The following is a 26,793-nucleotide window of genomic DNA, read 5'->3' as shown; positions in this document are numbered from 1 at the left end:
GAGCGTTCTCTTCTCCCCTTCCGCAGGCGAGAGGTGTTGGAGGCGGGCAGGTCGCACCGCAAAACCCACCTCGCAAAACGGACCTCGATAGTCTTGCCAACCCGACCCGCCGCCGTTGACACTGCGCCCCCCCGACCCTATATGCCCGCTTCACCCCATCGTCCGAGATAGAGTCCGCCTTGCGCAGCGGATTGTACGGATAGGTCGATGGGGATTTCGACAGGCGTTGGAAAGCTGCGGTAAACCGGCAACGGTTGCCTGCGGCTTTTTTCGCGTCGAAGCGTCCGCGATTTGGATTTTTGACAGGCGAGACAATCACTTATGGCGACCAAAGCGAAGTCGGTGGGCAAAGCCCTCGAAGCAACCGCAAGCAAGCGCATCCGCAAGCTGTTCGGCAACATCCACGAAGCGGTGGAGATGCCCAACCTCATCGAGGTGCAGCGCGAATCCTATGAGCAGTTTTTGCGGTCCGACCCGTCGGTCGGTTATGTTTCGGGCCTGGAAAAGACGCTGCGCAGCGTGTTCCCGATCCGCGATTTCGCCGGCACCGCCGAGCTGGACTTCGTTCATTACGAACTCGAAGCGCCGAAGTATGACGTCGACGAGTGCCGCCAGCGCGGCATTACCTATGCGGCGCCGATGAAGGTCACGCTGCGCCTGATCGTCTTTGAAGTCGACAGCGAAACCGACACCCGTTCGGTGCTCGATATCAAGGAGCAGGACGTTTACATGGGCGACATGCCCCTGATGACGGGCAACGGCACCTTCTTCGTCAATGGCACCGAGCGCGTTATCGTGTCGCAGATGCACCGTTCGCCGGGTGTGCTGTTCGATCATGACCGCGGCAAGACCCACTCGTCGGGCAAGTTCCTGTTCGCTGCCCGCGTCATTCCGTATCGCGGTTCGTGGCTCGATTTCGAATTCGACGCCAAGGACATCGTCAACGTCCGCATCGATCGCAAGCGCAAGCTGCCGGTCACCAGCCTCCTGTATGCGCTGGGCATGTCGGGCGAGGAAATCCTCAACCATTTCTATGATCGTCTGGTCTTCGAACGCGATGCAAGCGGCTGGAAAGTGCCGTTCATGGTCGAAAACTGGCGTGGGTCGAAGCCGGCGTTCGACGTCGTCGACGCCAAGACCGGCGAAGTCGTGTTCGCGGCAGGTCACAAGATCAGCCCGCGTCTGGCCAACAAGGCTGCCAAGGACGGTCTCGACACGCTGTTGATCCCGACCGAGGAAATCTTTGGCCGTTATTCGGCTTATGATCTGGTCAACGACGCCACCGGCGAGATTTACATCGAAGCCGGCGACGAAGTGTCGGCCGAAAATCTGGAAAAGATCGATGGTGCCGGGCTCGACAAGCTGGTGCTGCTCGACATCGACCACAACAACACCGGTCCGTGGATCCGCAACACGCTGAAGGCCGACAAGGCCGAAGATCGCGATCAGGCATTGAGCGACATCTACCGCGTCATGCGCCCCGGCGAACCGCCGACGCGCGAAACCGCCGAAGCGTTGTTCGGCGGGCTGTTCTTTGACGCCGAGCGTTACGACCTGTCTGCCGTGGGCCGCGTCAAGCTGAACATGCGCCTGGGCCTCGACGTCGAGGACACGGTCACCACGTTGCGCAGCGACGACATTCTGGCCGTCGTGAAGGAACTGGTGAACCTGAAGGACGGCAAGGGCGAAATCGACGACATCGATAACCTTGGTAACCGTCGTGTCCGTTCGGTCGGTGAGCTGCTGGAAAACCAGTATCGCGTCGGCCTGCTCCGCATGGAGCGCGCGGTGAAGGAGCGCATGAGCTCGGTCGATGTGTCGACCGTCATGCCGAACGACCTGATCAACGCGAAGCCCGCGGTTGCCGCGGTGCGCGAATTCTTTGGTTCGTCGCAGCTTTCGCAGTTCATGGATCAGACCAATCCTTTGTCGGAAGTCACCCACAAGCGCCGCGTGTCGGCGCTCGGGCCGGGCGGTCTGACGCGCGAGCGCGCAGGCTTTGAAGTCCGCGACGTTCACCCGACCCACTATGGCCGTATCTGTCCGATCGAAACGCCAGAAGGCCCGAACATCGGCCTGATCAACTCGCTCGCCACCTTTGCGCGGGTGAACAAGTACGGCTTTATCGAAACCCCGTACCGCAAGATCATCGACGGCAAGGTCACGACCGACGTCGTTTATCTGTCGGCGATGGAGGAGCAGAAGCACACGGTCGCGCAGGCCAACGCCGACCTCAACCCCGACGGCAGCTTTATCGACGAGCTGATCTCGGCGCGTGAAGCCGGCGAGTTCCTGATGGCGCCGAAGGATCAGATCACGTTGATGGACGTGTCGCCGAAGCAGCTGGTTTCGGTCGCCGCGTCGCTGATCCCGTTCCTGGAAAACGATGACGCCAACCGCGCGTTGATGGGATCGAACATGCAGCGTCAGGCTGTGCCGCTGCTCCGGGCCGAAGCGCCTGTGGTCGGCACCGGCATGGAAGAGACCGTCGCCCGCGATTCAGGCGCTGCGATCGCGGCGCGCCGCGGCGGCGTGATCGATCAGGTCGATGCGACGCGTATCGTGATCCGTGCGACCGATATGGTCGAACCCGGCAAGTCGGGCGTCGACATCTATCGCCTGCAAAAGTTCCAGCGTTCGAACCAGAACACCTGCATCAACCAGCGTCCGCTGGTGAAGGTGGGTGAGATCGTTCGCACTGGCGATATCATCGCCGACGGTCCGTCGACCGAGCTGGGCGAACTGGCGCTGGGCAAGAATGTGCTCGTCGCGTTCATGCCGTGGAACGGCTATAACTATGAGGATAGTATCCTCATCAGCGAACGTATCGTGAAGGACGACGTCTTCACCTCGATCCACATCGAGGAATTCGAAGTCACCGCGCGCGATACGCGCCTTGGCCCAGAAGACATCACGCGCGACATTCCGAACGTCGGCGAGGAAGCGCTTCGCAACCTCGACGAAGCGGGCATCGTCTATATCGGCGCCGAAGTCGGCCCGGGCGACATTCTGGCCGGCAAGATCACCCCCAAGGGTGAATCGCCGATGACGCCGGAAGAAAAGCTGCTGCGCGCGATCTTTGGTGAAAAGGCCAGCGACGTGCGCGACACCTCGCTTCGCCTGCCGCCGGGCGTGTCGGGCACCGTCGTCGAAGTCCGCGTCTTCAACCGTCACGGGATTGACAAGGACGAACGCGCGATTGCGATCGAACGCGAAGAAATCGAGCGTTTGAAGCAGGATGCCGACGACGAGCGCGCGATCCTCAACCGTGCGACCTTCTCCAGCCTCAAGGATATCCTGATCGGTCAAGCGACCAGCGCGGTGCCGAAGGGGCTGAAGAAAGGCGACGTCGTCACCGAAGAAATGCTGACCGAACTCGATCGTGCCGACTGGTGGAAGCTGGCGGTTGTCGAGGACAACAGCCAGACCGCTTTGGAAGCGATCAAGGCGCAGTATGACGACGCGATCAAGCGCATCAACGCGAAGTACGAAGATCGCGTCGAAAAGCTGCAGCGCGGCGACGAACTCGCGCCGGGTGTGCTCAAGATGGTCAAGGTCTTCGTCGCGGTGAAGCGCAAGCTGCAGCCGGGCGACAAGATGGCCGGCCGCCATGGCAACAAGGGCGTCATTTCGCGCATGCTGCCGGTCGAAGACATGCCGTTCCTGGAAGACGGCACCCATGTCGACATCGTGCTGAACCCACTGGGCGTGCCGTCGCGCATGAACGTCGGGCAGATCCTGGAAACCCACCTTGGTTGGGCTTCGCGCGGTCTGGGGCAGAGGGTGACGCAGGCACTCGACGAATGGCGCGATGCCAATCCCGATGTGACCAGCGGCCAGATGCCGGAAGCGGTGCGCGATGCGCTGGTCCATGTGTATGGCGATGGTTATGCCGACGACATCAAGGGCCGCGACGCCGATAACATCGTCGAAATGGCCGAAAACCTGCGGGTTGGCGTGCCGTTCGCGACGCCGGTCTTCGATGGCGCCAAGGAAGCCGATGTGACCAACATGCTGACCCTCGCGGGTCTGGATGAATCGGGTCAGTCGGACCTGTACGACGGCCGCACCGGCGATCGTTTCGATCGCAAGGTGACGGTGGGCTACATCTATATGTTGAAGCTCCATCACTTGGTCGACGACAAGATCCACGCGCGGTCGATCGGTCCCTACAGCCTCGTCACTCAGCAGCCGCTGGGCGGTAAGGCGCAGTTCGGTGGCCAGCGCTTCGGGGAAATGGAGGTCTGGGCGCTCCAGGCCTATGGCGCGGCGTACACGCTCCAGGAAATGCTGACGGTGAAGTCCGATGACGTGATCGGCCGCACCAAGGTTTACGAAGCGATCGTCAAGGGTGACGACACCTTCGAGGCCGGCATTCCCGAAAGCTTTAACGTGCTTGTCAAGGAAATGCGCTCGCTGGGCCTCAACGTCGAACTGTCATCCCATGCGGATGAAGATCCCGACGAACGGCCCGACGCGCTTCCCGAAGCCGCCGAGTAAAACGATATTGCCTCACCCCTCTCGCGGCGCGCGAGAGGGGCAGCGGAGCTAAATTATGAACCAGCTTACCAACTTCATGAACCCGGTCGCGAAGCCCGAAACCTTTGACATGATCAAGATCGGCATCGCGAGCCCCGAGCGTATCCGCTCATGGTCGTTCGGCGAGATCAAGAAGCCCGAAACCATCAACTATCGCACGTTCAAGCCCGAGCGTGACGGCCTGTTCTGTGCGCGCATCTTTGGTCCGATCAAGGATTATGAATGCCTGTGCGGCAAGTATAAGCGCATGAAATACAAGGGCATCGTCTGCGAAAAATGCGGTGTCGAAGTCACGGTGACCAAGGTCCGCCGCGAGCGCATGGGCCATATCGAGCTCGCCGCGCCGGTCGCGCACATCTGGTTCCTGAAGTCGCTGCCGTCGCGCATCGGCCTGCTGCTCGACATGCAGCTCAAGCAGCTTGAGCGCGTCCTGTATTTCGAAGCCTATATCGTGCTTGAGCCCGGCCTGACCCCGCTCGAGAAGTTCCAACTGCTGACCGAAGACGAGCTGCTCGACGCGCAGGACGAATATGGCGAAGACGCCTTTTCGGCCGGCATCGGCGCCGAGGCGATCCGCGTCCTGCTCGAGAACCTCGATCTGCAGCAGGAACGCACCGATCTGATGGAAGATCTGGCGACGACCAAGTCGGAGCTGAAGCCCAAGAAGATCATCAAGCGTCTGAAGGTTGTCGAAAGCTTCATCGATTCGGGCAACCGCCCCGAATGGATGATCCTGGAAGTCGTCCCCGTGATCCCGCCCGAACTGCGCCCGCTGGTGCCGCTCGACGGCGGCCGCTTTGCGACGTCGGATCTCAACGATCTGTATCGCCGTGTGATCAACCGGAACAACCGTTTGAAGCGCCTGATGGAACTGCGCGCGCCGGACATCATCGTCCGCAACGAAAAGCGCATGCTGCAGGAAGCCGTTGACGCCCTGTTCGACAACGGCCGCCGCGGCCGCACGATCACGGGTGCCAACAAGCGCCCGCTGAAGTCGCTGTCCGACATGCTCAAGGGCAAGCAGGGCCGCTTCCGTCAGAACCTGCTCGGCAAGCGCGTCGACTATTCGGGCCGTTCGGTCATCGTGACCGGTCCCGAACTCAAGCTGCACCAGTGCGGCCTGCCGAAGAAGATGGCGCTCGAGCTGTTCAAGCCGTTCATCTATGCGCGCCTCGACGCCAAGGGTCTTTCGATGACCCTGAAACAGGCGAAGAAGTGGGTTGAGAAGGAACGCAAGGAAGTCTGGGACATCCTCGACGAAGTCATTCGCGAGCACCCGGTCCTGCTGAACCGCGCCCCGACGCTTCACCGCCTGGGCATCCAGGCGTTCGAACCCGTGCTGATCGAGGGCAAGGCAATCCAGCTGCACCCGCTGGTCTGCGCCGCGTTCAACGCCGACTTCGACGGCGATCAGATGGCCGTTCACGTCCCGCTGAGCCTTGAGGCCCAGCTGGAAGCGCGCGTGCTGATGATGTCGACCAACAACATCCTGAGCCCCGCGAACGGCAAGCCGATCATCGTGCCGTCGCAGGACATGGTGCTGGGTCTCTATTATCTGTCGATGGAGCGTCCCGGTGAGCCGGGCGAAGGCATGCTGCTGGCCGACATGGCCGAAGTGCATCAGGCGCTGTTTATCGGTGCCGTGACCTTGCACACCAAGGTGACCAGCCGCGTCCCGCAGACCGATGAGAAGGGCAATGAATATTTTCAGCGCTTCGAGACGACTCCGGGCCGCATGCTGATCGCCGAATGCCTGCCGAAATCGCACACGGTGCCGTTCGACGTCGTAAACCGCCTTCTGACCAAGAAGGAAATCGGCGACGTGATCGATCAGGTCTATCGTCACACCGGCCAGAAAGAGACCGTGTTGTTCGCCGACGCCATCATGGCACTGGGCTTCCGCAACGCGTTCAAGGCTGGCATCAGCTTCGGCAAGGATGACATGATCATTCCGGCGTCGAAGGTGAAGACCGTCGACGACACCCGCGCTTTGGTGAAGGATTTCGAGCAGCAGTATCAGGACGGCCTGATCACGCAGCAGGAAAAGTACAACAAGGCGATCGACGCCTGGTCGCAGTGCGGCGACAAGGTCGCGAACGCGATGATGGACGAAATCCGCGCCGAACCGAAGGACCCGAAGACGGGCCGTCTGGCCCCGATCAACTCCATCTATATGATGGCGCACTCGGGTGCCCGTGGTTCGCAGGCGCAGATGAAGCAGCTTGCCGGCATGCGCGGCCTGATGGCCAAGCCGTCGGGCGAGATCATCGAAACGCCGATCATCTCGAACTTCAAGGAAGGCTTGACCGTTCTCGAGTATTTCAACTCGACCCACGGTGCCCGTAAGGGTCTGGCCGATACGGCGCTCAAGACGGCAAACTCGGGTTATTTGACCCGTCGTCTGGTCGATGTGTCGCAGGATTGCGTTGTGATCGAGGAAGATTGCGGCACCGAACGCGGCATGGAAATGCGTGCGATCATTCAGGGCGGTTCGACGATCGCCTCGCTGGGTGAGCGCATCCTGGGCCGTACGACGCTGGAAGATGTCGTCGACAAGGACGGCAATGTGCTCGCTCCGGTCGGCACCTTGCTCGACGAACCGACGACGCAGCGGATCGAAGATGCCGAAGTTCAGTCGGTCAAGATCCGTTCGCCGCTGGTCTGCGAAGCGGTGCTGGGGGTTTGCGGCAAATGCTATGGCCGCGATCTGGCCCGCGGTACCCCGGTGAACATCGGTGAAGCGGTCGGCGTTATTGCCGCCCAGTCGATCGGTGAACCCGGCACCCAGCTGACGATGCGGACGTTCCACATCGGCGGCGCGGCGCAGGTCAACGAACAGTCGAACGTCGAATCCATCTCGGACGGCACGATCGAATATCGTGACATGCCGACGATCGTCGATCAGCGTGGACGCCGTCTGGCGCTGGCGCGTTCGGGCGAAGTCGCGGTGATCGATAGCGAAGGCCGCGAGCGCGCGTCGCACAAACTGCCTTATGGTGCGCATATCCTCCACAAGGATGGCGACAAGATCAAGAAGGGCGAGCGGATTGCCGAATGGGATCCGTTCACCATGCCGCTGATCACCGAAAAGCAGGGCATCGTGAAATATCAGGATCTGGAAGATACCAAGACCCTGATCGAACAGGTCGACGAAGCGACGGGCATCGCCCAGCGCGTCGTGATCGAATATCGTTCGGCGGGCCGTGCCAAGAAGGAAGACCTTCAACCGCGCCTGACTTTACTCGACGACGCGTCGGGTGAAGCCGCGCGCTATCTGCTCGCGGTCGGCACGATGTTGTCGGTCGAGGACGGTCAGACGGTGCAGGCGGGCGACGTTCTGGCCCGTGTCAGCCGCGAAGCGTCGAAGACGCGCGACATCACCGGTGGTCTGCCGCGGGTGGCCGAGCTGTTCGAAGCGCGTATTCCGAAGGATAACAGCGTTATCGCAAAGATCAGCGGACGCATTGAATTCGTCAAGGATTACAAAGCGAAGCGCAAGATTGCGATCGTGCCGGAAGAAGGCGATCCGATCGAATACCTCATTCCCAAGTCGAAGGTGCTGGAAGTGCAGGAAGGCGATCAGGTCAAGCGCGGCGATGCGCTGATCAGCGGTTCGCCGAACCCGCACGACATCCTGGACGTCATGGGCGTCGAGGCGCTTGCCGAATATCTGGTCGCGGAAATCCAGGAGGTTTACCGTCTGCAGGGCGTGAAGATCAACGATAAGCATATCGAAGTGATCGTTCGCCAGATGCTGCAGAAGGTCGAGATCACCGACGGCGGCGACACGACGCTGCTGCCGGGCGAACAGCTCGATTATCTGGAGATGATGGAATATAACGCCAAGCTGCCCAAAAATGGCAAGCCTGCCGACGGTCGCCCGGTTCTGCTGGGTATCACCAAGGCGAGCCTGCAGACGCGCAGCTTCGTTTCGGCGGCATCGTTCCAGGAGACGACCCGCGTTCTCACCGAGGCTTCGGTGCAGGGCAAGATCGACTCGCTGATCGGGCTGAAGGAAAACGTCATCGTCGGCCGCCTGATCCCGGCGGGTACCGGCGCCGCGATGAACCGCGTCCGCGTCACCGCGTCGAGCAAGGATGCCGCGCTGCGCGCATCGATGCGCGCCGCGAGCCAGGTGGACCTTATCGCACCGGCCAGCGCCGCTGCCGAGCATGCCGCCGAACTGGCGCAAGGCCCGGAAGCCGCGATGGGCGACGATCCGCTCGGCAAGGTCCAGGGCGAAGACTTCACGACCGATGACGTGATGGTCGAAGATCGTCCGGAGGGTGAGGGCGAGGCGTAAGCTTCCGCGCTGCCTTTGGCTGACAGAAATGAGCCCCGCCTGAGCGATCCGGCGGGGCTTTTTCTTTCAGATTGTCCGTCGAATGTTGGCCGCTCGATCTCCGGTGGAAAGGAGCTGAAGCTCCCCGTCACATATGATCAGACCTCGTCGGACCAATTCCCGAAGGCGCCAAAACAAAAAATCGTCGCTTGCTGATCTGCGGCTGTCGAAGGAGGCCGCTATGGCGTGGCCCACGACACGTCGCCAATTTGTATCATAGGAAGGGCAATGTTCGAGCAACAAATCGTCGAAATAGCTCTCGTGGACGCTCTGGATGGCGCCGCCTTCGACAATGCGAAGAAGGGCGTTTTCAATCATCAGTTGAAACCATCGGCCACCAGGAAAGCGCCCATCGTCCCGTCGGACACGCGTGCAACCGTCGAATAGCTCTGCCATCATGTCTTCATTCAGCTCTCCGAGGCCAAACGGAGCCTGATTTTTCCAACTCGCTGAAAGCGGGTAGTCCGCGATCACCATTTCCGCTTCGATGCCATCGAATTGTGATAGAAACCAATAGAGACCAGACTGTTCGGCTGCGGAGTGAGGAGCAATCCAGATCAGCCGCTCAGGATCTCGTTCAACCGCCGTCCAGAACTCGGACACATGCTTGCTGATCCAATCGCGGTTCTCAAAGCCAGTGGGCGCATTTTGGTTGAGCCAATTTTCTCGCTCTTTCAACGACGTCGCTATCGGACCCCAATCAAGTGATTCCGTGAGATCAACAACCTGCTCTCGCAACCCACGTCTGCGAAGCAATTGCCGCAAGGTGCCGGCCGCTGACGAACTGAAAACGATGTGGATCATCGGGTTTCCTTATGTGCCACCGATAAACGAATGGAAAAGGGCCCACCGGGGTGGCCGGTGAGCCCTTGGTTGCTTGGGAATGTGCGGGCCGGGGTGACTGCGCCTGAAAGGCGTCCGGCCCTTATGCTGCCTCCTACGGCGCGAGGATCGCGACGGCGAGGTACAGCAGCAGTGGCAGGCCGAAGCCCAGAAGCGTCAAGGCGACAAAGCCGACGCGCGTCCACAAGACGTCGATGCCGAACTGGTCTGCCATCCCGGCGCAGACACCGAAGATCACACCATCGCGACGATTCTTGCGAAAACCCTGTTTCATTTCTTTCCTTTCCATCCCGGCCAGCGGCCGGCGTTTTATGCGCCGCGGCTGATCAGGCGACCAAGCCGCTCGGGCCGACAGCGGCGATGAACATGATCGAGCAATAAAGCGAAGCAACGGCTGCGATCGCGTAGCTCTTGAACGAGTCGACATTGAAATGGGCCATGATATTTTCCTTCCTTGAACCTTCCATCCGGTTATCCGGTGGATGCCGATACCAATGCAGAGACCGTGCCAAATTCATTCATTGGCGGTTAACCGCGGTTTGTGGGATTTTGATAGAAAGTTATAAAGAAAAAAATACGCCATAGTGGGGAAAAATGCCGTTATTTGAAAAAATATCATTCTCACTTGGACGGCGCGAAAAATGTTCGAGGCTGGCGCCGCCCCGGGCGCTGCGGTAGGCGGCATGCAGGATGACGCTGACCCGCCTTTCGCTGACCGATTTTCGCAATCACGCCGGGGCAGAGCTGGTCGCCGGGCCGGGGCTGGTCGCGCTGCACGGCGACAATGGCGCGGGTAAAACCAATATATTGGAGGCCATCTCGCTGCTGGCGCCGGGGCGCGGGCTGCGGCGCGCGGCGCTGAGCGATATGGTACGCGACAGCGCGACCGGCGGCTTTGCGGTGTTTGCCGAGGTGCTGGCGGGCGATGATCTGGCGCCGGTGTCGCTTGGCACTGGGATCGAACCCGCGCACCCCGGGCGGCGGATCGTGCGGATCAATGGGAGCGCCGCCGCCGCGGCGTCGCTTGGCGAATGGCTGGGGGTGCTGTGGCTGACCCCGGCGATGGATCGGCTGTTCGTCGAAACCGCCGGCAACCGGCGCCGCTTCCTCGACCGGCTGGTCCTCGCGCTCGACCCGCGCCACGCGCAGCACAGCAACCGGTATGACGCGGCGCTGCGCGCGCGCGGCAAGTTGCTCGCCGATCCGGGCAGCGCCGATCGGCAATGGCTGACCAGTCTGGAGGCGCAGCTTGCCGAACATGGTGCGGCGATGGATGCGGCGCGGCAAGCCACGCTGGCAGCGCTGTCGGCAGAACTGGCCGATCAGCCCGATACCCCCTTTGCCCGCCCGCTGCTGACGCTAGTCGACAGCGAAGGTGCGGCGCGCGCCGCGCCGCATGACGTGGCGGCGTTGCAGGCGCTGTTTTCAGCGCGTCGCGGGATCGACGCGGCGGCCGGCCGTGCGACGGCGGGGCCGCACCGCGACGATTTGGTCGCGGTCCACGCTGCAACCGGCCGGGCGGCGGCGCGCTGTTCGACCGGTGAACAAAAGGCGATGCTGCTGTCGCTGGTGCTGGCACACAGCGACTGCGTCGCCCGGGCGCGTGGGCAGCGACCGGTGCTGTTGCTCGACGAGGTCGCCGCGCACCTCGACCCGCTGCGGCGCGCGGCGCTCTATGCGCGATTGGCGGGCCAAGGAGGGCAGGCATGGCTGACCGGCACCGAGGCGGCGCTGTTCGCCGACATGCCCGGTCCGGTGACGCGATTCGTGATCGCGAGCGGCCGGATTGGTGGGGGCTAGTACATCTCGACCGTGATATTTGCGCCGATCCGGCGGTTTTTCAGGGTACGACGCGTTTCATGCCGCATTGCAATATATTTGCGCGGCGTTATGAATCTGATGGTGGATCAATAGAGTAGCGTAACGCCGGGTCGATCCTCGAATGCTTTTCCAGCCAGGGAGTATATTATGAATCTTTTCAAAAAGGCCGCGATTAGCCTCGCCGCCACGTCGTTGATTGCGGCGCCCGTCGCCGCTTCGGCCGCGCAGAGCGTCCGTGCTGCCTCGACCGTTGAAGGTCAGAGCGAAATGGAAGGCGAAACCAGCTGGATCTTTATCGCGCTGGCAGCGGTCGGTATCATCGTTGGGATCGTGCTGCTGACCGACGGCGACGACAGCCCGACCAGCCCGTAATCGGGTCTGCATATCCAAATTCTGCGGGGGCCGTGGACATTGTCCGCGGCCCCTTTGCTTTTGCCAGGGCGACATTCTTTAGATAGCCGTCCAGTAGGTGATCTCGCGTAGGTCGACGAATCCGGGGCTAAAGAATCTCGCGCACCAGATCCTGTGGGCGGCACAGCCGTACCCCCTTTTCGGTCTTGACGATCGGGCGTTCGACATAGGCGGGGTTGGCGGCCATCGCGGCGATAATCGCGTTTTCGCTGGCGGCGTATAGCCCGCGTTCCTGGGCATCGGTGCCGCGCAGCCGCAGCGCTTCGCGCGCCGTCAGGCCGGCGGCCGCGAACAGCTGGCGCAGCGTGTCGGCGGCATAGGGATTTTTCAGATATTCGACGACGGTCAGCTCGACACCGGACGTCTCTTGCAGGATCGCCAGCGTCTTGCGCGACGTGCCGCAGGCGGGGTTGTGCCAGATTGTTGCTTTCATGCCGCGGGTCCTAACGAAGCCCTTCTGGACCGTAAACCCGCTATTCATAGCATATATGGCACATTTGCCCGCATGATAGGGAGCCACCTGCTTGCCTTTCGCGGCGAACGCACGGCTTATGCAGAGTCGAGGGACCGTCAAAGGGCGGCCAGTGCGGGGTTGTTGTCAAAGTGAATGAATTGATCGATCGCAGGGCGTTACTTGCCGCGATGGCAGGGGCGGGGGCAATGGCCGCCGTACCCGCACGCGCGCAGCTGCCTAACTGGATTCAGCAGCCCGCAGCGCCGTTGCCACCGCCCGTCGACTATCTGGCCGTCGCGCGCAAGCAGTTGGCGATGCAAAGCCGCTTTATTCCTCAGACCGACCGCGTCGGCATCGTCGATTTCGGCCTGCCGTCATCTCGCCCGCGCTTTGCGCTGGTCGATATGATCGCGGGCAAGATCGAGATGTTCCCGGTCACCCATGGGCGCGGGTCTGACCCGCAGCATGACGGCTGGCTCAAAAGCTTTTCCAATCGCGTGGGCAGCCTGGCGACCTCGCGCGGCGGCTATCGCACCGGCGATTATTATTGGGGCGCCAACGGGTCGTCGATGCGGCTGGCGGGGCTGGAGCCCGACAACAACAATGCCGACATGCGCGCGATTGTGGTCCATGGCGCGTGGTACGCCGACCCGTCACTGATCGCGACGCAGGGCAAGCTGGGGCGCAGCGAAGGCTGCTTCGTCTTTGGCGAGGAATTGCTGCCGCAGATTCTCTATAAGATCGGGCCGGGGCGCCTGCTGTTCGCCGATCGGCTGAGCGAGATGCCGCCGGTGTCCGCGCCATTCCAGCTGCCGCCGGCCGATCCTCTGCCGGGGATGGAGAATCTTCGGCGAGCAAGCTCGTTCAGTGGGAATTTGCCGACAACCGCGGATTAGGTCCAGCGTCTGCTTTGGGTTGGGAAGCGGATGTTGCTTGAGCCGATTTCGTCATCCCGGACTTGATCCGGGATCCACAGCAGCGCTGAAGTCATGGACCTCGGACCAAGTCCGGGGTGACGATAAAGGAAGTGGCTGAGTCCCGATCGTCCGCGCCGTCGCTCAATAAATCCCGCTCGTCCCGGGGGTCGTCACGCGGGCGGTGGTTGCGATCGTTGGCACCACGGGCGGTACGACCGGGGCGATGATCGCCGCGGTCGGGCGGCCGGGCTTGGCAAAGCTGGCGATCACCGGTGCGTCGCGGCCGTAGATGTCGACGAGCTTTTTGGTGCCGCCCTTGCCGTCGGGGATGACCGTCCAATAGGCAACATAGACGGGGAAGGGGCTTTCGAAACCGAAGCGCGTCGTCTTGCCGCTGGCGATCGCCTCGCCGAATTCCTCGGGGCTTTTGCCCGCGAACATCACCGCCATCAGGCCAGAGAAATGCAGCGCGCGTTCGGTGCGGATACAGCCGTGGCTGAACGCGCGCGCGGCGGCGTTGAACGCGCCCTTTGACGGCGTATCGTGCAGATAGATGGCATGCTCGTTGAGCATTTCCATTTTCATGACGCCGAGTGCGTTGCCCGGACCGGCCTTTTGCACGACCGACAGCGTCTTGCCGCTGCCGGTCCAGGTATAGCCCTGCGCGCGCGCCGATGCGGGATTGTTGGCGATCGTGGCGCCGATGCCTTCGTTGATGATGCTGCGCGGCAGGGTCCAGGTCGGGTTGACGATGATGCCGGTCGCCATCGGGTTAAGCTGCGGCGTCGCGGACGACATCTTGCCGACCACGGCCTTGTGCGTCGCGATGATCGTCCCGCCATGGACAACGCGGGTCAGATATTCGGGGACGTTACTGACAACATAGCGCTCACCCAGCGCGCGCGGCATCCAGCGCCAGCGTTCCATGTTGACGCGGATCGCATTGGCATCGGCGGGGGTTTTGGCCTTGGCGAGCGAGGCCTTGAGCACCGCGAAGTCGGGATGGATGGGGTTGAGGCCGGTGAGCGTTTCGCGGATCGACCCGGCGTTCAGCGCGGTGCCGAGCAGCGCCAGCAGCGGCTCGCTGTCGCCATCGCTGTCGACCATGAACCATTGTTTGCGCGCCGCATTGGGCGTGCGCCCGTCGCGCAGATGGGTGGCGAGGAGCAGGAAAGTGTCGGTCGCGATCTTGTCGAGCGCAGCCTGATCATCCGCCAGGATCGCGGCGGCGAGCGCGTCGGGGTTATAGTCCTTGGCGAAGAGGCCTTCGCTGCCGATTTTTTCGATCGCGCTGAGCAGCGCCGTAGCATTTTCTTCCGACCAGGTCGGCAAAGCGACCTCAGCAGCCACCACCGGCGCATCGTCGGCGACCTTGTCTGGTTGCAGAACGACCGAATCCTCTTTCACTCCGGTCTGGGCAAGGGCGGGGGCCGCGAGCAGGCTGAGCGGGAGGAGAAAAGTCGCGGTGCGACGTGCTGAAAAGGAGGAGTTTTTGACCATGGTTAAAGGCCATAGCCAAAAACGCGCCGCAGTGAAAGTGAGCTAAGCCACAGCTCATCGTCATTGCGAGGAGATTGTTTCGCTGCGCTCGCAAGGACGAATTCAAGATGAATCAGGCTTTCGCTGCTTCATCCTGCTTCGCGAGCCATTCTTCGAGCCATTTGATCGTATAATCGCCGTTGATCACATCCGGGTCGGCGAGCAGAGCCTGATGGAGCGGGATGTTCGTCTTGACCCCGGAAATCACCATTTCCTCGAGCGCACGGCGCATCCGCATCATGCAGCTTTCACGGGTACGACCGTAAACGATCAGCTTTCCGATCATGCTGTCGTAATAGGGCGGGATCGAATAGCCCGCGTACAGCCCGCTATCGACGCGGACATGCATGCCGCCTGCGGCGTGGTAGTTGGTCACCTTGCCCGGTGAGGGCATGAAGGTGCGCGGATCTTCGGCGTTGATGCGGCATTCCATCGCGTGGCCGCGGAACTCCAGATCTTCCTGTTTCACCGACAGGTCCGATCCGCCGGCGATGCGGATCTGTTCGCGGACAAGGTCAAAGCCGGTGATCATTTCGGTCACCGGATGTTCGACCTGGATACGCGTGTTCATTTCGATGAAAAAGAACTCGCCATTTTCCCAGAGGAACTCGATCGTCCCCGCGCCGCGATAGTGCATCGCCGCCATCGCGTCGGCGCACACCTTGCCCATGCGCGCGCGTTCGTCGGCGGAAATGATCGGCGAGGGGGCTTCTTCGAGCACTTTCTGGTGGCGGCGCTGGAGCGAGCAATCACGTTCGCCGAGATGGATGGCGGTGCCCCGGCCGTCGCCGAATATCTGAAATTCGATATGGCGCGGGTTGCCGAGATATTTTTCCATGTAAACCGTCGGATCGCCGAATGCCGCCGCCGCTTCGCTCGATGCCTGGCCCATCAGGCTTTCGAGGCTGCTTTCGTCGGGTACGACCTTCATCCCGCGCCCGCCGCCGCCCGACGCGGCCTTGATCAACACCGGATAGCCGATGCCTTCGGCGACCTTGCGCGCCTCGTCGCCATAGGTGACGGCGCCGGGTGAGCCCGGAACGACCGGCAGTCCGAGCGCGACCGCGGTGCGCTTGGCCTCGACCTTGTCGCCCATCGTGCGGATATGTTCGGGCTTTGGCCCGACAAAGATCATGTCATGCGCTTCGATGATTTCGGCGAAGCGCTCGTTTTCCGACAGGAAGCCATAGCCCGGGTGGATCGCGTCGGCGCCGGTAATCTCGGCGGCCGAAATGATCGCGGGGATATTGAGATAGCTGTCCTTGGCCGCCGGCGGGCCAATGCACACGGCTTCGTCGGCCAGGCGGACGTGCATCGCGTCGGCATCGGCGGTCGAGTGGACCGCGACGGTCTTGATGCCCATTTCGTGGCAGGCGCGGTGGATGCGCAGCGCGATTTCGCCGCGATTGGCGATCAGAAGTTTCTCGATGGTCATCGCTGCACTCAGGCGATGGTGAACAGCGGCTGGTCGAATTCGACCGGCTGGCTGTTCTCGACATGCACGGCCTTCAGCGTACCCGACGTCGGGGCGACGATCGGGTTCATGACCTTCATCGCCTCGATGATCAGGACGGTGTCGCCTTCCTTTACCGCCGCGCCGATCGCGGCAAAATTGGGGGCGCCGGGTTCCGGCGAGAGATACACGGTGCCGACCATCGGTGATTTCACCGCGTCAGCGAAGCTTTCGGCGGCGGGTGTAGCGGCGATGGGAGCGGCGGCGGCGGGAGCGGCCGCGACAGCGGGTGCAGCGACGGGGGCTGGGGCGTAGGCCACCGGCGCGGCGGTCAGCGTGCGAGCGACACGGATCTTGCGCTCGCCGTCCTCGACCTCGATTTCGGACAAGCCGGTGTCGTCGAGCAGCTCGGCGAGCGCCCGGACATAAGCCGGATCGATGTTGATGCCATTGTCTTTATGGTCACCCATGAGATTGTTCCTGTTGTTGCGGCGTCTGTTGATAAGGACGCTCGGACCCCGTTTTTGATGCGCCCTCTTGTCAGAGACGCGCGGCGGCGTCCAGCGCCAGCGTATAGCTGTCCGCGCCATGGCCCGCAAAATGTTGCACAGCCGCCATGCCGACATAGCTGATGTGGCGAAAGGATTCGCGGGTCATCGGGTCCGACAGATGGACCTCGATCACCGGCACTTTGATCGATTTGATCGCATCGTGGATGGCGATCGAGGTGTGGGTATAGCCGCCGGCGTTGAGCAGCACCGCCTTGGCGCCCGCGACATAGGCCTCGTGCAGCCAGTCGATCAGCACGCCCTCATGATTGGTCTGGCGGCACTCAAGGCGCAGGCCCAGTTCGTCGGCCTGCGCATCGAGCCGCGCGTGAATGTCGTTCAGCGTATCATGCCCGTAAATCTCCGGCTCGCGGGTGCCGAGCAGGTTGAGGTTGGGGCCGGAGAGGACAAAGACGGTTGGCTTGTCGAAACGCTCGTTGGTCAAGGGCTTGTTGGTCAAGGGCCGGGCTTTCGGTTGCGAGGACGCGCGGTCCTCCTATATGGGCTGCTCGGTAAAAGGCAAAGCAAGGCGGATTTCCAAATGATCTCGGTCGTCCTGAATGGCGAAACGCGGCAGGTACGCGAAGGCAGCATCGCCAACCTCGTCGCCTCGCTCGGCCTTGACGTGAAGAAGGTCGCGGTTGAACGCAACCGCGCGATCGTACCGCGTTCGACGCTGGCCGATGTGGCGATCGCCGAGGGCGACGCGCTGGAGATTGTACATTTTGTGGGAGGCGGTTGTTGACCGACACTTGGAGCGTAGCCGGACGGACATTCACGTCGCGGCTGATTGTCGGGACCGGCAAATACAAGGACTTCGAGCAGAATGCGGCGGCGGTTGCGGCATCGGGGGCGGAGATCGTCACGGTCGCGGTGCGACGGGTTAACGTGTCGGATCCGACCGCGCCGATGCTCACCGACTATATCGACCCCAAGAAGATCACTTATCTGCCCAACACCGCAGGCTGCTTCAACGCCGACGACGCGATCCGGACGCTGCGGCTGGCGCGCGAGGCGGGGGGATGGGACCTGGTGAAACTGGAAGTGCTGGGCGAGGCGAAAACGCTGTATCCCAATATGCGCGAGACGCTTGAGGCGACCGAGGTGCTGGCCAAGGAAGGCTTTCTGCCGATGGTCTATTGCGTCGACGATCCGATCGCGGCGAAGCAGCTGGAGGACGCCGGCGCGGTTGCGGTGATGCCGCTGGGCGCGCCGATCGGGTCGGGGCTGGGGATCCAGAACCGCGTGACCATCCGCCTGATCGTCGAGGGCGCTTCGGTGCCGGTGCTCGTCGATGCCGGGGTCGGCACCGCGAGCGACGCCGCGGTGGCGATGGAACTCGGCTGCGACGGGGTGCTGATGAACACCGCGATTGCCGAGGCCCAAGACCCGATCCGCATGGCGCGCGCGATGAAGCTGGCGGTCGAGGCGGGACGCGATGCCTATCTGTCGGGGCGTATGGGCGTGCGGCGCTATGCCGACCCGTCGAGCCCGCTGGCGGGCCTGATCTAGGATCGCCGATGATACGCCTGCTTTTTCTCTCCGCTGCGCTCGTCACGGCACCGCAAGGCGCAAGCGCTCAGCAGGTTTTCGACAGCCATGTCCATCTGTGGGACGGCGAAAAGTCGATCGGCAAATATGAGGCGCAGGTCAAAGCGGCCGGGATTGACGAAAGCGGTTTCGGCGGCATGTGGTTCGGCGGTCCGAATCAGGCGCTGGCGGGTAACCCACGCGATATTCGCGCGCGCAACGATGCGCTGCTCGCGCTGGCGGCGAAACACCCGACGATGGTGCCGATCGCGACGGTCCATCCGTATGACGGCCCCGCCGCGATCGAAGAGTTGGAGCGCGTCGCCGGGCTGGGCGTCAAGCTGCTGAAGATCCATCCGCACACGCAGAAGTTCGATCCGGCCGACCCCCGCGTGCTGACGCTGGTCAAACGCGCCGGCGAGCTGGGCGTCATCGTGGTAATGGATAACGCCAATATCGTTCCCGGCGGCGACAGCGAGAAAATGTTCAACCTGGCGCTGCAGGCGCCGAAGACGAAGTTCGTCTTCGCACATATGGGCGGACTGAATTTCCGGTTCTGGAATATTTTGAAGATGGCGCGCACGGCCGAGGGCCTGTTCGGGGACAATATCTATTTCGACATTTCTGCGACGGTCACGCTCGCCGCCGACGCGCCGATCGAAGAAGAGTTTATCTGGACGATGCGCAACGTCGGGATCGATCATATCCTGCTTGGGTCGGACTATCCGCAATTCTCGTTGGCGCAGACGGTCAATGCGCTGGAAAAACTAGACATCACTCCCGCAGAGAAAGCGAAAATTCGCCACGATAACGCGCGCAATCTGTTGAGGCCCGCGCCTTAGGTCGCGGTCAGAAGGGCGCGGGCGGGCGATAGACCATTTCGATGCGTTCGATCTGGCCATTGACGCCGAGGATGACTTCGACATCCCACAGCAATTTTCCGGGGCCGTCGGGCAAAACGATCAATCGATAGGGCTGCCACAGCTTGTTATCCGATGCCTTGCGCTCGACGCTGAATGTCTTGGCGAGCGGCAGGCGAAGAAAAGCGTTGCGGCGGCGTGATGCGCGTCATCGGATAAAATGCGGGCGCACCGGACAGCAGTTCGAAAACGACCTGTTCCTTGTTCTTCACCTTCGCTTGCGCATCGGCGACCTTCGCGATCAGCTCCGCCGCTTCTTCGGCGGTCAGACCGCGCAGCTGCGGTTGCGCCGCAACTTTGGACGGTGCGGGCTGGGCGAGGGTGGCGGGGGCGAGCAGCATTGCGGTCGCGGCGATCACGATACGGCTGGAAAATGTCATGCCGCCATTCAATCCTATTTGCGTGGCAGGTCAATTGCCCTTTTTTCAGAACGATTTGTCGGGCGATGGAACATCCGACGCAGCGGGTCGTTTCTTTACCGAGAGGCATCCCCCTCCGCCTCTTTCAAAACAAGGAGACTCCCCATGGGTGAACTGACCGACAAAGCCAAAGGCCTCGCCAACGAAGCCATCGGCAACACCAAGCAGGCCATCGGCAAGGCGACCAACAATGACAAGCTGACCGCCGAAGGCGTTGTTCAGGAAAAGAAGGGCGAAGCCCAGAACCTGAAGGGTTCGGTCAAGGGCGCGCTTGGCGATAAAGTCTAACGGTCTATCTGAACCACAAGGAAAAGGCCCCGGGAGACCGGGGCCTTTTTAGTTTTGCGATCGTGCGAAGACTTATTTGCCGCCCGACGCGATCAAATCGACGTCGGTCATGCCGCCATCGCGGCGCGCCATGACGACATAGGCGAGGTCGCCTTTGGTGCCACCCAGCATATGCTCGTTGCCGTTGACGCGGTGGTCGCTGGTGTAGCCGGAGCGGATGGCCATCGTGTGATAATAGTCGAACACACCCTGGATCGACGCCGCAGTCTGGAAATTGACAACGCGGATGTTGCATTTGCCGCCAGCGACGCCGGCGGCTTCGCGCAGCGTGGCGCGGGGATAGACTTTGAACGCGGCCGGCAGGCGATCCGCCCAGGCGTTGCCATAGGTCAGCTTGGCGTCGCAGCCGCCCTTTTGCTGATCACGCGCGAGCGCGCCGATGGTGACGGGGCGCTGTTTGGCATCACAGCCATCACAGCCCGCTTCAACCGGCAACGCTTTGGGAGCTGCGAGCAGTTTGCCGGCCTTGAGCGCAGCGGCGGCTTCGGCGACGGTAGCGGCCTTGCCGGCGGCGACACCCGGAACGCCGCCATCGACCGGGCGGTTGCCCGGCCCGACCGCATTCTGGTTTGCCTGACCCGCGAGTTTCGGATCGACCATGATCTTGTCTTCGAGCGCGCCCTTGATCGCGGGATCGGCATTGGTCAGCCCGTCGTCGAGCGGGGCAAGTTCGGACTTGGCTGTGGGGTTGTCCCGGCAACCGGCGAGCGGTGCCGCCGCCATCAGCAGGCCGGTGACCAGCCATTTTCCGCGCAACATCATCGCTAACACTCCCTTAATCTTTCACCGGGAATGCCCGATCCTGGTTAAAAAGACGCAAATAAAATGCGTTAACAGGTAACACTTTGTTAGCCGAAAACTGTGCCGGAGCGAGACGCTTTCGGATCGCAACGGATCAGGCGGGAGGTTTCTACCGCAGCCTGACGGTGAATGACCGCCTGACGATAGACGGGATCAGTGACCATTTCTAGAAACGCCGCGCTATTCGGATATTCGGCGATAAACACCGCATCCCAATGTTCGTCTGTCGGGCCGATCACTATCGCCTCCATCGTCCCGCGCCACACGATGCGGCCGCCGACGCGCTGAAAGACGGGACCGCTATCGGCGCCGTAATGCGCATAGGCGTCGGCGCCGATCAGCGCTTCGCCGGTTAGCGGATGATCGGCGGGATAAGCCGCTTCCGCTTTGAAGCGCACGAGGTTGAGCATATGGATCACCGCGTCGCGCGGCAGAGCCTTGAACGCATCGAATTGGGCGCGTTCGGGGTCGACATGATGATCCCTCACGGCACAAGCTCCTTGCGCCTGATCCGCCACGCGTCGGCGCTTTGCGTCCAGGCATCGACGGGGGCATCCTCGAACGGCGCGGGCAGGCGGGTCGGGCCGCTGTTGGCGGCGCCAAGGCGGATTGCCAGCGCCTGCGAGCGGGTATTGGCGGGATCGATGCTGTGCATCAGTTCGGGCCATTTCAGAAATTCGACCGCGAAATCGCAAGCGGCGATCGCCCCTTCAAAGGCATAGCCCTTGCCGGCAAATTTCGCGCGCACACCATAGGCGATTTCGGGCGCCGGCCAGCCGTCGGGTTCCCATGGGCCGAGGCGTCCGACCCATTCGCCGCTGTCGCGTTCGATCACCGAAAACATGGAAAAACCGCGAATATGCCACGCGCCGGCGAGCGTACACCAAATGCGCCACGCCGACGCCCGGGGGCAGGTGCCGCCAATGAATTGCATCGTATCCGGCTCGGCGCACATCGCGGCAAAGGCGTCGAAATCCTCGGTCGCGGGCGGGCGCAAGATGAGCCGCTGGGTCACGAGCAGGGGGCCGTTGAGCATGATCATCCTCTCCCGGGGTCAGGAGCGGTGCTTTTGCGGCAAGACGATGTGACGAACAAGCGCGAACTGGACGATCCGGCCCACACACGGTCGAGGGCGCCAACGACCAGGTTGACGCCCTCTCCATCACGTGTGCGGGCGGAGGGGTCTCGGACCCACACCCGTAACGGGGTTCCTATCGCTTAACGGCAGCGATATTTGGACTTGTCGATCTCACGTCCCAGCAGGGCGCCACCCGCTGCACCGAGCACGGCGCCGAGCAGTTTGTCGCCATTGCCGGCGATTTCATGACCAGCGACACCACCCACGGCGCCGCCGATCAGCAGGCCGGTCGTGCCATTATCCTTTTTACAGCGATAACGACCGTCGTTGTCGCGCCACACACGGGTGTTCGAATTGACCCGCTGATCATTCGCGTAATAGCGACGATCCTTGCGCTTTTTGTAGAAGTTCGACGACTGATCGAGCTGGTGAAATCCATCGGCCTTCGCCGGGGCCGCGATGCCGGCATAGGCCGGAGCGGTCAGCGCGACGCTGGCGGCGGCCAATGCGCCCATCAGGCCTTTGTTGAAACTACGCATGAATAATCCCTTTCCTGGTTTCGCGCCTTGCACCGCCGGGCGGCGCTGGGCGCTTCGAATGAGGAAACGAGCCACCCCCGGATCGCGTTGCATGAACGCAGGGCAACAAGACGAACGGAGTGCTGGCGGCGACGAACCGAAAGGGTCTTGCTGCGTCGGTGGCGGCATGCGACAGATTGCCCATGCTCAATATTTCCTCGCTCGTTATCGGCACCATCGCCTTGGTTTTGGCTGTTTTTGCTTTCATCCCGCTGCTTGGCTGGGCCAATTGGGTGATCGTGCCTTTTGCAGTTGTCGGGCTCGCGCTAGGCGCGATGTCGAGCAGCAATAGCGGGCGCAATTTGAACATCGTCGTGATCGTCATCGGCGTAATCCGCCTGATGCTGGGCGGCGGGATCATCTGATTTCGGGCCGGAAGGCGTTCCTATCATGACGCAACAGACAGCCCCGGCGCGGAGCAATCAGGGTGGCTTGCCCTATGCGCTCGGCGCCTATGCGATCTGGGGCTTTGTCCCGCTGTTCTTTAAATTGCTGTCCGACGTGCCGCCGGTCGAGGTGCTGGCACAGCGCATCGTCTGGTCGCTGCCGTTGTGTTTCGTGATCATGGCGTTCCGCCGCCAGATCGGCGAATATCGCGCGGCGCTGAAGAATTGGCGGGTGCTGCGGTTGTTGCTCGCCAGTTCGGTGCTGATCGCGCTCAACTGGCTGGTCTATATCCACGCCGTCTTTACCGACCATGTGCTCGCCGCCAGCCTTGGCTATTATCTCAACCCGCTGGTCAATGTTCTGCTTGGGATGATCTTCCTCGGTGAGCGGCTGAGCCGGTTACAAGCTGTCGCCGTGGTCATCGCGGGCGTCGGCGTCGCGATCCTGCTCGCGGGCGCGCTCGACACGCTGTGGATCAGCCTGACGCTGGCGCTCAGCTTTGGCACCTATGGCCTGATCCGCAAGGTGGTGCCGGTGGGGTCGCTGCCAGGACTGGCGATCGAGACGACCTTGTTGTTGCCGCTCTCGGCTGCCGCCGCGGGCTATTATCTGTGGATCGGCGACGGGCGCGGTTTCGGGTCGAGCACGGACATCAGTTGGCTGCTAGCCGCGGCGGGTGTGGTCACTGCGATACCGCTGTTGCTGTTTGCCACCGCGGCGCGGCGGATGAGCTATGCAGCGCTCGGCTTTGTCCAGTATCTGGCGCCGAGCATTGTTTTCCTGCTGGGGCTGTTCGTGTTCGACGAGCCGCTGAAGCCCGCGCAACTTTTCTGCTTCGTGCTGATCTGGATCAGCATCGCGGTGTTCAGTTTCGACATGTGGCGCAAGATGCGCGCCGAACGAATGGTGGCGGTGGCCTAGTCTTTCTCGTCACCCCGGGCTTGGTCCGGTGTAACGAAAAGATTTAGGCCAGTTTCCAGCCCAGCGTTTCGCCGGCGTGAAACGGTACGACGTCGCCGATCCGATCGGGGACGACCGTCTCGCCGCGTTCGAGCGTTATCGTGCCTTCATTGAGCGGCAGGCCATAGAAACGCGGGCCATGTTCGCTGGCAAACCCTTCGAGCTTGTCGAGCGCGCCGTCCTGGTCGAACGCGGCAGCGTAGCTTTCCAGCGCGAAGGGCGAATTGAAGATGCCTGCGCAGCCGCACGAGGCTTCCTTGGTATGCACCTCATGCGGCGCGCTGTCTGTGCCGAGGAAGAATTTGGGCGAGCCTGACGTCGCGGCGGCGCGCACCGCGAGGCGGTGATGCTCGCGCTTGGCGACGGGCAGGCAATAGGCGTGCGGGCGGATGCCGCCGACAAGCATCGCATTGCGGTTGATGTGCAGATGCTGCGGGGTGATCGTCGCGGCGACCATGGCGGGGGCATCGGCGACGAACTGCGCGGCGTCGGCGGTGGTGATATGTTCGAACACGATCTTGAGCGCGGGCAGGGCGCGGACGAGCGGTTCCAGAGTGCGCTCGATAAACACCGCCTCGCGGTCGAAGATGTCGACGTCATGGTCGGTCACCTCGCCGTGGATCAGCAACGGCATGCCGATGGCCTGCATCCGTTCGAGGACGCCCATGATCTTGGCGACGTCGGTGACCCCATGCGCGCTGCCAGTGGTGGCATGGGCGGGGTAGAGCTTGGCGGCGGTGAATACCCCCTCGGCATGGCCGCGTGTAATCTCGTCGGGATTGGTGGCGTCGGTCAGATAGGCGACGATCAGCGGGGTGAAGTCGAGATCGGCGGGGACGGCAGCGTTGATGCGGTCGCGGTAAGCGCGGCCTTCCTCGGACGTTGTCACCGGCGGCGCCAGGTTGGGCATGACGATCGCGCGAGCGAACTGGCGCGCGGTGTAGCGCGCGACATGACCCAGCATCGCGCCATCGCGCAGATGGACATGCCAGTCGTCGGGGCGGCGGATCGTCAGGCGGTCGGTCATGCGGGTCTCGCGGATGAAATGGGTGCTTGGTTTTGGCTGTCGCGTCCCTAGATTATCGCCATGACCAATACCACCCTCCCGACCACTTTGGTTGACCGCGCGCTGATCCGTCTGTCGGGGGAGGATGTGCGGGTTTTCCTGCAAGGGCTGGTCACCAACGACACGTCGGGAAATCTGCCGGTGTGGGCGGCGCTGCTGTCCGCGCAGGGTAAGGCGCTGTTCGATTTTCTGATCTGGGGCGATGGCGACGACATCCTGATCGATTGCGAGCGCGGTGCCGCAGGCGATCTGGCCAAGCGCCTGACACTGTATCGCCTACGCCGCGTGATTGCGATCACACCGGAAACGGACCTGATGGTGCATTGGGCTCCCGAAGGAGATGTTGGCGTGGTCGATCCTCGATTCTTTGGCCTGGGGCAGCGTTGGATCGCGCCGGCTGAGACGGGCGCCGACACGGGTGGCGGCGCCGACCCGGCGTGGCGCGCGCACCGGCTGGCGCTCGGCGTCACCGAAGGACGCGCCGAACTGGGCGACGGCACGACCCTGTGGCTCGAATGCAATGCGGCGGAACTCAACGGCGTCAGCTTCACCAAGGGGTGCTATGTCGGACAGGAAAACACGGCGCGGATGAACTGGCGACAAAAGGTCAATCGGCGGCTGGTGGTCGTGCCGTTGGCGGGCGCGGACGAGAAGCGGCAGGTCATGGCGTATCCTGAGCTGGGTCTGTCGGTCGAACATCGCCGCGTCGAGGCGATCGATGCTGCCAATGCGCCCGAATGGATGCGTCCCGCGTTAGGCGCGTTGGAAGCTGAGTGAACCGGAAGGTTAGACAAAGATGCTGCACAGTTCCTTACTGCTCTTGAGCGCTTTCGCCGCTTCACCGGTGCATGCTCCGAAAAATCGGGCGAGTGCCGACGTCTGCTCGGCAAGTGTCGCGCATGACACGACGGTCGCCGCTATCGCGGCTCAACCCGCGGAATGGCTGGGTAAATGCGTCCGCGTCGAAGGGTTGAAAAGCGGCGATTTTATCTATGCCGACCGCGATGCCCTCTATCGCCTGCCCAAGGACAGCCTCGACGTCGCCACCAACGGCGGAACCCTGCTGCTGGACAATCGCAAGATCATCGACACGATTGCAGGCGATTGGCAAAAGGTTCGGGTCGTCGCGCGGGTTCGCGATTGCGTCGAGATCGGCGCGAAGCAGGACGCGGCGTCAGCCGATGACATGGCGATGCTGGCGGGCGGTTGCCACTATAATGACACGACGGGCCTTTGGGTGGCCGAAATCAGCAGTCTTGGCGAATCGCGGCCGCAACGGCTGCTGCAGACGGAGGCGTCCGGCTTGGGCAACATCGCGCCGCTTGATGCCGGATCGCCTTGGCGCGCTCGCTTCGCCGATGTCGAAAGGCAATTGCTCGCGGCGCTGCAGAGCAACGATCCGGAACGGCGGCAGTCGCTGTTCCTCACCCAATGGATGGGCAGCGAACAGCGCGAGTGGGTCAGCCAGCAAATTTCGGGAAAAATGTCGCCGCTGGCGGCGATCATGGATCCGCGCACCTCGGTACAAAGCCAGATATTCGGCTGGAAAGCCAATCTGGACGATAGCCCGGCCGACATCGACGCCAAGACGCGCGCCGATCAAGCCGACGCTATCATCTGCTGGTCGGCGGCGGCCAAGGCGGCCGACTTGTGGCCGGTTTCGAGTTTCGACGCGACGCTGAATCCCGATCGCCCCTACGCCTGTGTCAAGGTCACCTATCGCATCGATGGTGAAAGCAATCGGTGGCAGGCGGCGATGGAACCCGACCGCTGGAGTCTGACGGAACCGCCGCATCTTTGATGCTCTGCATTAACATGTTTCCAACCCTGCCGTGCGAC

At 62.2% G+C, this 26,793-nt stretch carries 26 protein-coding genes; 13 read left to right on the top strand and 13 right to left on the bottom strand.

Annotated elements, in window-relative coordinates; genetic code table 11:
- The first annotated feature begins 321 nt into the window (after window positions 1-321).
- Window positions 322-4,500: a DNA-directed RNA polymerase subunit beta gene (gene rpoB / locus ACQY6T_RS01080; RefSeq protein ID WP_428627437.1), complete on the top strand. Its 4,179-nt coding sequence runs from the start codon at window positions 322-324 to the stop codon at window positions 4,498-4,500.
- Window positions 4,501-4,555: 55 nt separating this feature from the next.
- A complete protein-coding gene (rpoC, locus tag ACQY6T_RS01075; RefSeq protein WP_428627435.1) occupies window positions 4,556-8,842 on the top strand; it encodes a DNA-directed RNA polymerase subunit beta' in 4,287 nt (1,428 codons plus the stop codon).
- Window positions 8,843-8,908: 66 nt separating this feature from the next.
- On the opposite strand, the gene ACQY6T_RS01070 is transcribed toward rpoC, so the two are convergent.
- Window positions 8,909-9,685: a DUF3658 domain-containing protein gene (locus tag ACQY6T_RS01070; protein WP_428627432.1), complete on the bottom strand. Its 777-nt coding sequence runs from the start codon at window positions 9,683-9,685 to the stop codon at window positions 8,909-8,911.
- Between the two features lie 133 nt (window positions 9,686-9,818).
- On the bottom strand, window positions 9,819-9,998 hold the full coding sequence (locus ACQY6T_RS01065; protein WP_332820080.1) for a PspC domain-containing protein: 180 nt from the start codon (window positions 9,996-9,998) through the stop codon (window positions 9,819-9,821).
- A gap of 416 nt (window positions 9,999-10,414) precedes the next feature.
- On the opposite strand from ACQY6T_RS01065, the gene recF reads away from it, so the two are divergent.
- Both recF and ACQY6T_RS01055 read left to right on the top strand, forming a co-directional pair.
- The gene (gene recF, locus ACQY6T_RS01060; protein ID WP_428627429.1) at window positions 10,415-11,524 is read left to right on the top strand and encodes a DNA replication/repair protein RecF; all 1,110 of its coding nucleotides are present in this window, start codon (window positions 10,415-10,417) and stop codon (window positions 11,522-11,524) included.
- A 168-nt stretch (window positions 11,525-11,692) separates the two neighbouring features.
- Entirely contained in the window at window positions 11,693-11,917 is a 225-nt protein-coding gene (locus ACQY6T_RS01055) for a hypothetical protein (protein ID WP_428627427.1), read from the top strand.
- A 127-nt stretch (window positions 11,918-12,044) separates the two neighbouring features.
- Here ACQY6T_RS01055 and ACQY6T_RS01050 read toward each other — a convergent pair whose 3' ends face one another.
- Window positions 12,045-12,389, bottom strand: coding sequence for an ArsC/Spx/MgsR family protein (locus ACQY6T_RS01050; RefSeq protein ID WP_428627425.1), 345 nt, complete (start codon window positions 12,387-12,389; stop codon window positions 12,045-12,047).
- Window positions 12,390-12,616: 227 nt separating this feature from the next.
- On the opposite strand from ACQY6T_RS01050, the gene ACQY6T_RS01045 reads away from it, so the two are divergent.
- Window positions 12,617-13,306: a murein L,D-transpeptidase catalytic domain family protein gene (locus ACQY6T_RS01045; RefSeq protein ID WP_428627422.1), complete on the top strand. Its 690-nt coding sequence runs from the start codon at window positions 12,617-12,619 to the stop codon at window positions 13,304-13,306.
- Between the two features lie 162 nt (window positions 13,307-13,468).
- Here the strand turns inward: ACQY6T_RS01045 and ACQY6T_RS01040 are convergent, their stop codons facing one another.
- From ACQY6T_RS01040 to ACQY6T_RS01025, 4 genes are all read right to left on the bottom strand, one after another.
- Complete coding sequence (locus ACQY6T_RS01040; RefSeq protein WP_428627420.1) at window positions 13,469-14,827, bottom strand: L,D-transpeptidase family protein; 1,359 nt, start codon at window positions 14,825-14,827, stop codon at window positions 13,469-13,471.
- A gap of 112 nt (window positions 14,828-14,939) precedes the next feature.
- Entirely contained in the window at window positions 14,940-16,301 is a 1,362-nt protein-coding gene (accC, locus tag ACQY6T_RS01035) for an acetyl-CoA carboxylase biotin carboxylase subunit (RefSeq protein WP_428627417.1), read from the bottom strand.
- 8 nt (window positions 16,302-16,309) lie between these two features.
- Complete coding sequence (gene accB / locus ACQY6T_RS01030) at window positions 16,310-16,789, bottom strand: acetyl-CoA carboxylase biotin carboxyl carrier protein (protein WP_428627415.1); 480 nt, start codon at window positions 16,787-16,789, stop codon at window positions 16,310-16,312.
- Between the two features lie 70 nt (window positions 16,790-16,859).
- Window positions 16,860-17,327 carry a type II 3-dehydroquinate dehydratase gene (locus ACQY6T_RS01025; RefSeq protein WP_428627412.1) on the bottom strand — a complete coding sequence of 156 codons (468 nt, stop codon included), beginning with the start codon at window positions 17,325-17,327 and terminating at the stop codon, window positions 16,860-16,862.
- A gap of 81 nt (window positions 17,328-17,408) precedes the next feature.
- On the opposite strand from ACQY6T_RS01025, the gene thiS reads away from it, so the two are divergent.
- Genes thiS through ACQY6T_RS01010 form a run of 3 tightly spaced genes read left to right on the top strand, consistent with a single transcriptional unit; the run spans window position 17,409 to window position 19,239 of the window.
- Complete coding sequence (thiS, locus tag ACQY6T_RS01020) at window positions 17,409-17,612, top strand: sulfur carrier protein ThiS (protein WP_428627410.1); 204 nt, start codon at window positions 17,409-17,411, stop codon at window positions 17,610-17,612.
- Window positions 17,609-18,379, top strand: coding sequence for a thiazole synthase (locus ACQY6T_RS01015; protein WP_428627408.1), 771 nt, complete (start codon window positions 17,609-17,611; stop codon window positions 18,377-18,379). Before thiS ends, ACQY6T_RS01015 begins: the two co-directional genes overlap by 4 nt.
- Before the next feature lie 8 nt (window positions 18,380-18,387).
- Window positions 18,388-19,239, top strand: a complete 852-nt coding sequence (locus ACQY6T_RS01010) for an amidohydrolase family protein (RefSeq protein WP_428627406.1) — start codon at window positions 18,388-18,390, stop codon at window positions 19,237-19,239.
- A 146-nt stretch (window positions 19,240-19,385) separates the two neighbouring features.
- On the opposite strand, the gene ACQY6T_RS01005 is transcribed toward ACQY6T_RS01010, so the two are convergent.
- Window positions 19,386-19,697 (bottom strand): hypothetical protein, encoded by a 312-nt coding sequence (locus ACQY6T_RS01005; protein WP_428627404.1) that lies wholly within the window; start codon window positions 19,695-19,697, stop codon window positions 19,386-19,388.
- A 144-nt stretch (window positions 19,698-19,841) separates the two neighbouring features.
- Between ACQY6T_RS01005 and ACQY6T_RS01000 the strand changes: the two genes are divergently transcribed.
- The gene (locus ACQY6T_RS01000) at window positions 19,842-20,024 is read left to right on the top strand and encodes a CsbD family protein (RefSeq protein ID WP_428627401.1); all 183 of its coding nucleotides are present in this window, start codon (window positions 19,842-19,844) and stop codon (window positions 20,022-20,024) included.
- A 72-nt stretch (window positions 20,025-20,096) separates the two neighbouring features.
- Here the strand turns inward: ACQY6T_RS01000 and ACQY6T_RS00995 are convergent, their stop codons facing one another.
- From ACQY6T_RS00995 to ACQY6T_RS00980, 4 genes are all read right to left on the bottom strand, one after another.
- Complete coding sequence (locus ACQY6T_RS00995; RefSeq protein ID WP_428627400.1) at window positions 20,097-20,846, bottom strand: hypothetical protein; 750 nt, start codon at window positions 20,844-20,846, stop codon at window positions 20,097-20,099.
- An 86-nt stretch (window positions 20,847-20,932) separates the two neighbouring features.
- Complete coding sequence (locus ACQY6T_RS00990; protein WP_428627398.1) at window positions 20,933-21,373, bottom strand: DUF1330 domain-containing protein; 441 nt, start codon at window positions 21,371-21,373, stop codon at window positions 20,933-20,935.
- Window positions 21,370-21,927 carry a GNAT family N-acetyltransferase gene (locus tag ACQY6T_RS00985; RefSeq protein ID WP_428627396.1) on the bottom strand — a complete coding sequence of 186 codons (558 nt, stop codon included), beginning with the start codon at window positions 21,925-21,927 and terminating at the stop codon, window positions 21,370-21,372. The genes ACQY6T_RS00990 and ACQY6T_RS00985 overlap by 4 nt, the downstream gene beginning before the upstream one ends.
- Before the next feature lie 176 nt (window positions 21,928-22,103).
- Window positions 22,104-22,502 (bottom strand): glycine zipper 2TM domain-containing protein, encoded by a 399-nt coding sequence (locus tag ACQY6T_RS00980; protein ID WP_428627394.1) that lies wholly within the window; start codon window positions 22,500-22,502, stop codon window positions 22,104-22,106.
- 182 nt (window positions 22,503-22,684) lie between these two features.
- Between ACQY6T_RS00980 and ACQY6T_RS00975 the strand changes: the two genes are divergently transcribed.
- On the top strand, window positions 22,685-22,906 hold the full coding sequence (locus tag ACQY6T_RS00975) for a hypothetical protein (protein ID WP_428627391.1): 222 nt from the start codon (window positions 22,685-22,687) through the stop codon (window positions 22,904-22,906).
- A 25-nt stretch (window positions 22,907-22,931) separates the two neighbouring features.
- Window positions 22,932-23,849 (top strand): EamA family transporter RarD, encoded by a 918-nt coding sequence (gene rarD, locus ACQY6T_RS00970; protein WP_428627389.1) that lies wholly within the window; start codon window positions 22,932-22,934, stop codon window positions 23,847-23,849.
- A gap of 43 nt (window positions 23,850-23,892) precedes the next feature.
- Here rarD and pyrC read toward each other — a convergent pair whose 3' ends face one another.
- Window positions 23,893-24,915, bottom strand: a complete 1,023-nt coding sequence (gene pyrC / locus ACQY6T_RS00965; RefSeq protein WP_428627388.1) for a dihydroorotase — start codon at window positions 24,913-24,915, stop codon at window positions 23,893-23,895.
- Window positions 24,916-24,975: 60 nt separating this feature from the next.
- On the opposite strand from pyrC, the gene ACQY6T_RS00960 reads away from it, so the two are divergent.
- Window positions 24,976-25,731, top strand: a complete 756-nt coding sequence (locus tag ACQY6T_RS00960) for a YgfZ/GcvT domain-containing protein (protein ID WP_428627386.1) — start codon at window positions 24,976-24,978, stop codon at window positions 25,729-25,731.
- A 67-nt stretch (window positions 25,732-25,798) separates the two neighbouring features.
- Entirely contained in the window at window positions 25,799-26,755 is a 957-nt protein-coding gene (locus ACQY6T_RS00955; RefSeq protein WP_428627384.1) for a hypothetical protein, read from the top strand.
- Window positions 26,756-26,793: the final 38 nt, after the last annotated feature.

Origin of the sequence: Sphingopyxis sp., assembly GCF_965279725.1 — a bacterium.
GTDB lineage: Bacteria > Pseudomonadota > Alphaproteobacteria > Sphingomonadales > Sphingomonadaceae > Sphingopyxis.
This window is presented reverse-complemented; position numbering and strand designations above follow the sequence as displayed.

Excerpts from the sequence above, each read along its gene's own strand:
- rpoB (WP_428627437.1), top strand. The coding sequence starts at position 322 with ATGGCGACCAAAGCGAAGTCGGTGGGCAAAGCCCTCGAAGCAACCGCA.
- rpoC (WP_428627435.1), top strand. The coding sequence starts at position 4,556 with ATGAACCAGCTTACCAACTTCATGAACCCGGTCGCGAAGCCCGAAACC.
- ACQY6T_RS01070 (WP_428627432.1), bottom strand. The coding sequence starts at position 9,685 with ATGATCCACATCGTTTTCAGTTCGTCAGCGGCCGGCACCTTGCGGCAA.
- ACQY6T_RS01065 (WP_332820080.1), bottom strand. The coding sequence starts at position 9,998 with ATGAAACAGGGTTTTCGCAAGAATCGTCGCGATGGTGTGATCTTCGGT.
- recF (WP_428627429.1), top strand. The coding sequence starts at position 10,415 with ATGACGCTGACCCGCCTTTCGCTGACCGATTTTCGCAATCACGCCGGG.
- ACQY6T_RS01055 (WP_428627427.1), top strand. The coding sequence starts at position 11,693 with ATGAATCTTTTCAAAAAGGCCGCGATTAGCCTCGCCGCCACGTCGTTG.
- ACQY6T_RS01050 (WP_428627425.1), bottom strand. The coding sequence starts at position 12,389 with ATGAAAGCAACAATCTGGCACAACCCCGCCTGCGGCACGTCGCGCAAG.
- ACQY6T_RS01045 (WP_428627422.1), top strand. The coding sequence starts at position 12,617 with ATGGCCGCCGTACCCGCACGCGCGCAGCTGCCTAACTGGATTCAGCAG.
- ACQY6T_RS01040 (WP_428627420.1), bottom strand. The coding sequence starts at position 14,827 with ATGGTCAAAAACTCCTCCTTTTCAGCACGTCGCACCGCGACTTTTCTC.
- accC (WP_428627417.1), bottom strand. The coding sequence starts at position 16,301 with ATGACCATCGAGAAACTTCTGATCGCCAATCGCGGCGAAATCGCGCTG.
- accB (WP_428627415.1), bottom strand. The coding sequence starts at position 16,789 with ATGGGTGACCATAAAGACAATGGCATCAACATCGATCCGGCTTATGTC.
- thiS (WP_428627410.1), top strand. The coding sequence starts at position 17,409 with ATGATCTCGGTCGTCCTGAATGGCGAAACGCGGCAGGTACGCGAAGGC.
- ACQY6T_RS01010 (WP_428627406.1), top strand. The coding sequence starts at position 18,388 with ATGATACGCCTGCTTTTTCTCTCCGCTGCGCTCGTCACGGCACCGCAA.
- ACQY6T_RS01005 (WP_428627404.1), bottom strand. The coding sequence starts at position 19,697 with ATGACATTTTCCAGCCGTATCGTGATCGCCGCGACCGCAATGCTGCTC.
- ACQY6T_RS01000 (WP_428627401.1), top strand. The coding sequence starts at position 19,842 with ATGGGTGAACTGACCGACAAAGCCAAAGGCCTCGCCAACGAAGCCATC.
- ACQY6T_RS00995 (WP_428627400.1), bottom strand. The coding sequence starts at position 20,846 with ATGATGTTGCGCGGAAAATGGCTGGTCACCGGCCTGCTGATGGCGGCG.
- ACQY6T_RS00985 (WP_428627396.1), bottom strand. The coding sequence starts at position 21,927 with ATGATCATGCTCAACGGCCCCCTGCTCGTGACCCAGCGGCTCATCTTG.
- ACQY6T_RS00980 (WP_428627394.1), bottom strand. The coding sequence starts at position 22,502 with ATGCGTAGTTTCAACAAAGGCCTGATGGGCGCATTGGCCGCCGCCAGC.
- ACQY6T_RS00975 (WP_428627391.1), top strand. The coding sequence starts at position 22,685 with ATGCTCAATATTTCCTCGCTCGTTATCGGCACCATCGCCTTGGTTTTG.
- rarD (WP_428627389.1), top strand. The coding sequence starts at position 22,932 with ATGACGCAACAGACAGCCCCGGCGCGGAGCAATCAGGGTGGCTTGCCC.
- pyrC (WP_428627388.1), bottom strand. The coding sequence starts at position 24,915 with ATGACCGACCGCCTGACGATCCGCCGCCCCGACGACTGGCATGTCCAT.
- ACQY6T_RS00960 (WP_428627386.1), top strand. The coding sequence starts at position 24,976 with ATGACCAATACCACCCTCCCGACCACTTTGGTTGACCGCGCGCTGATC.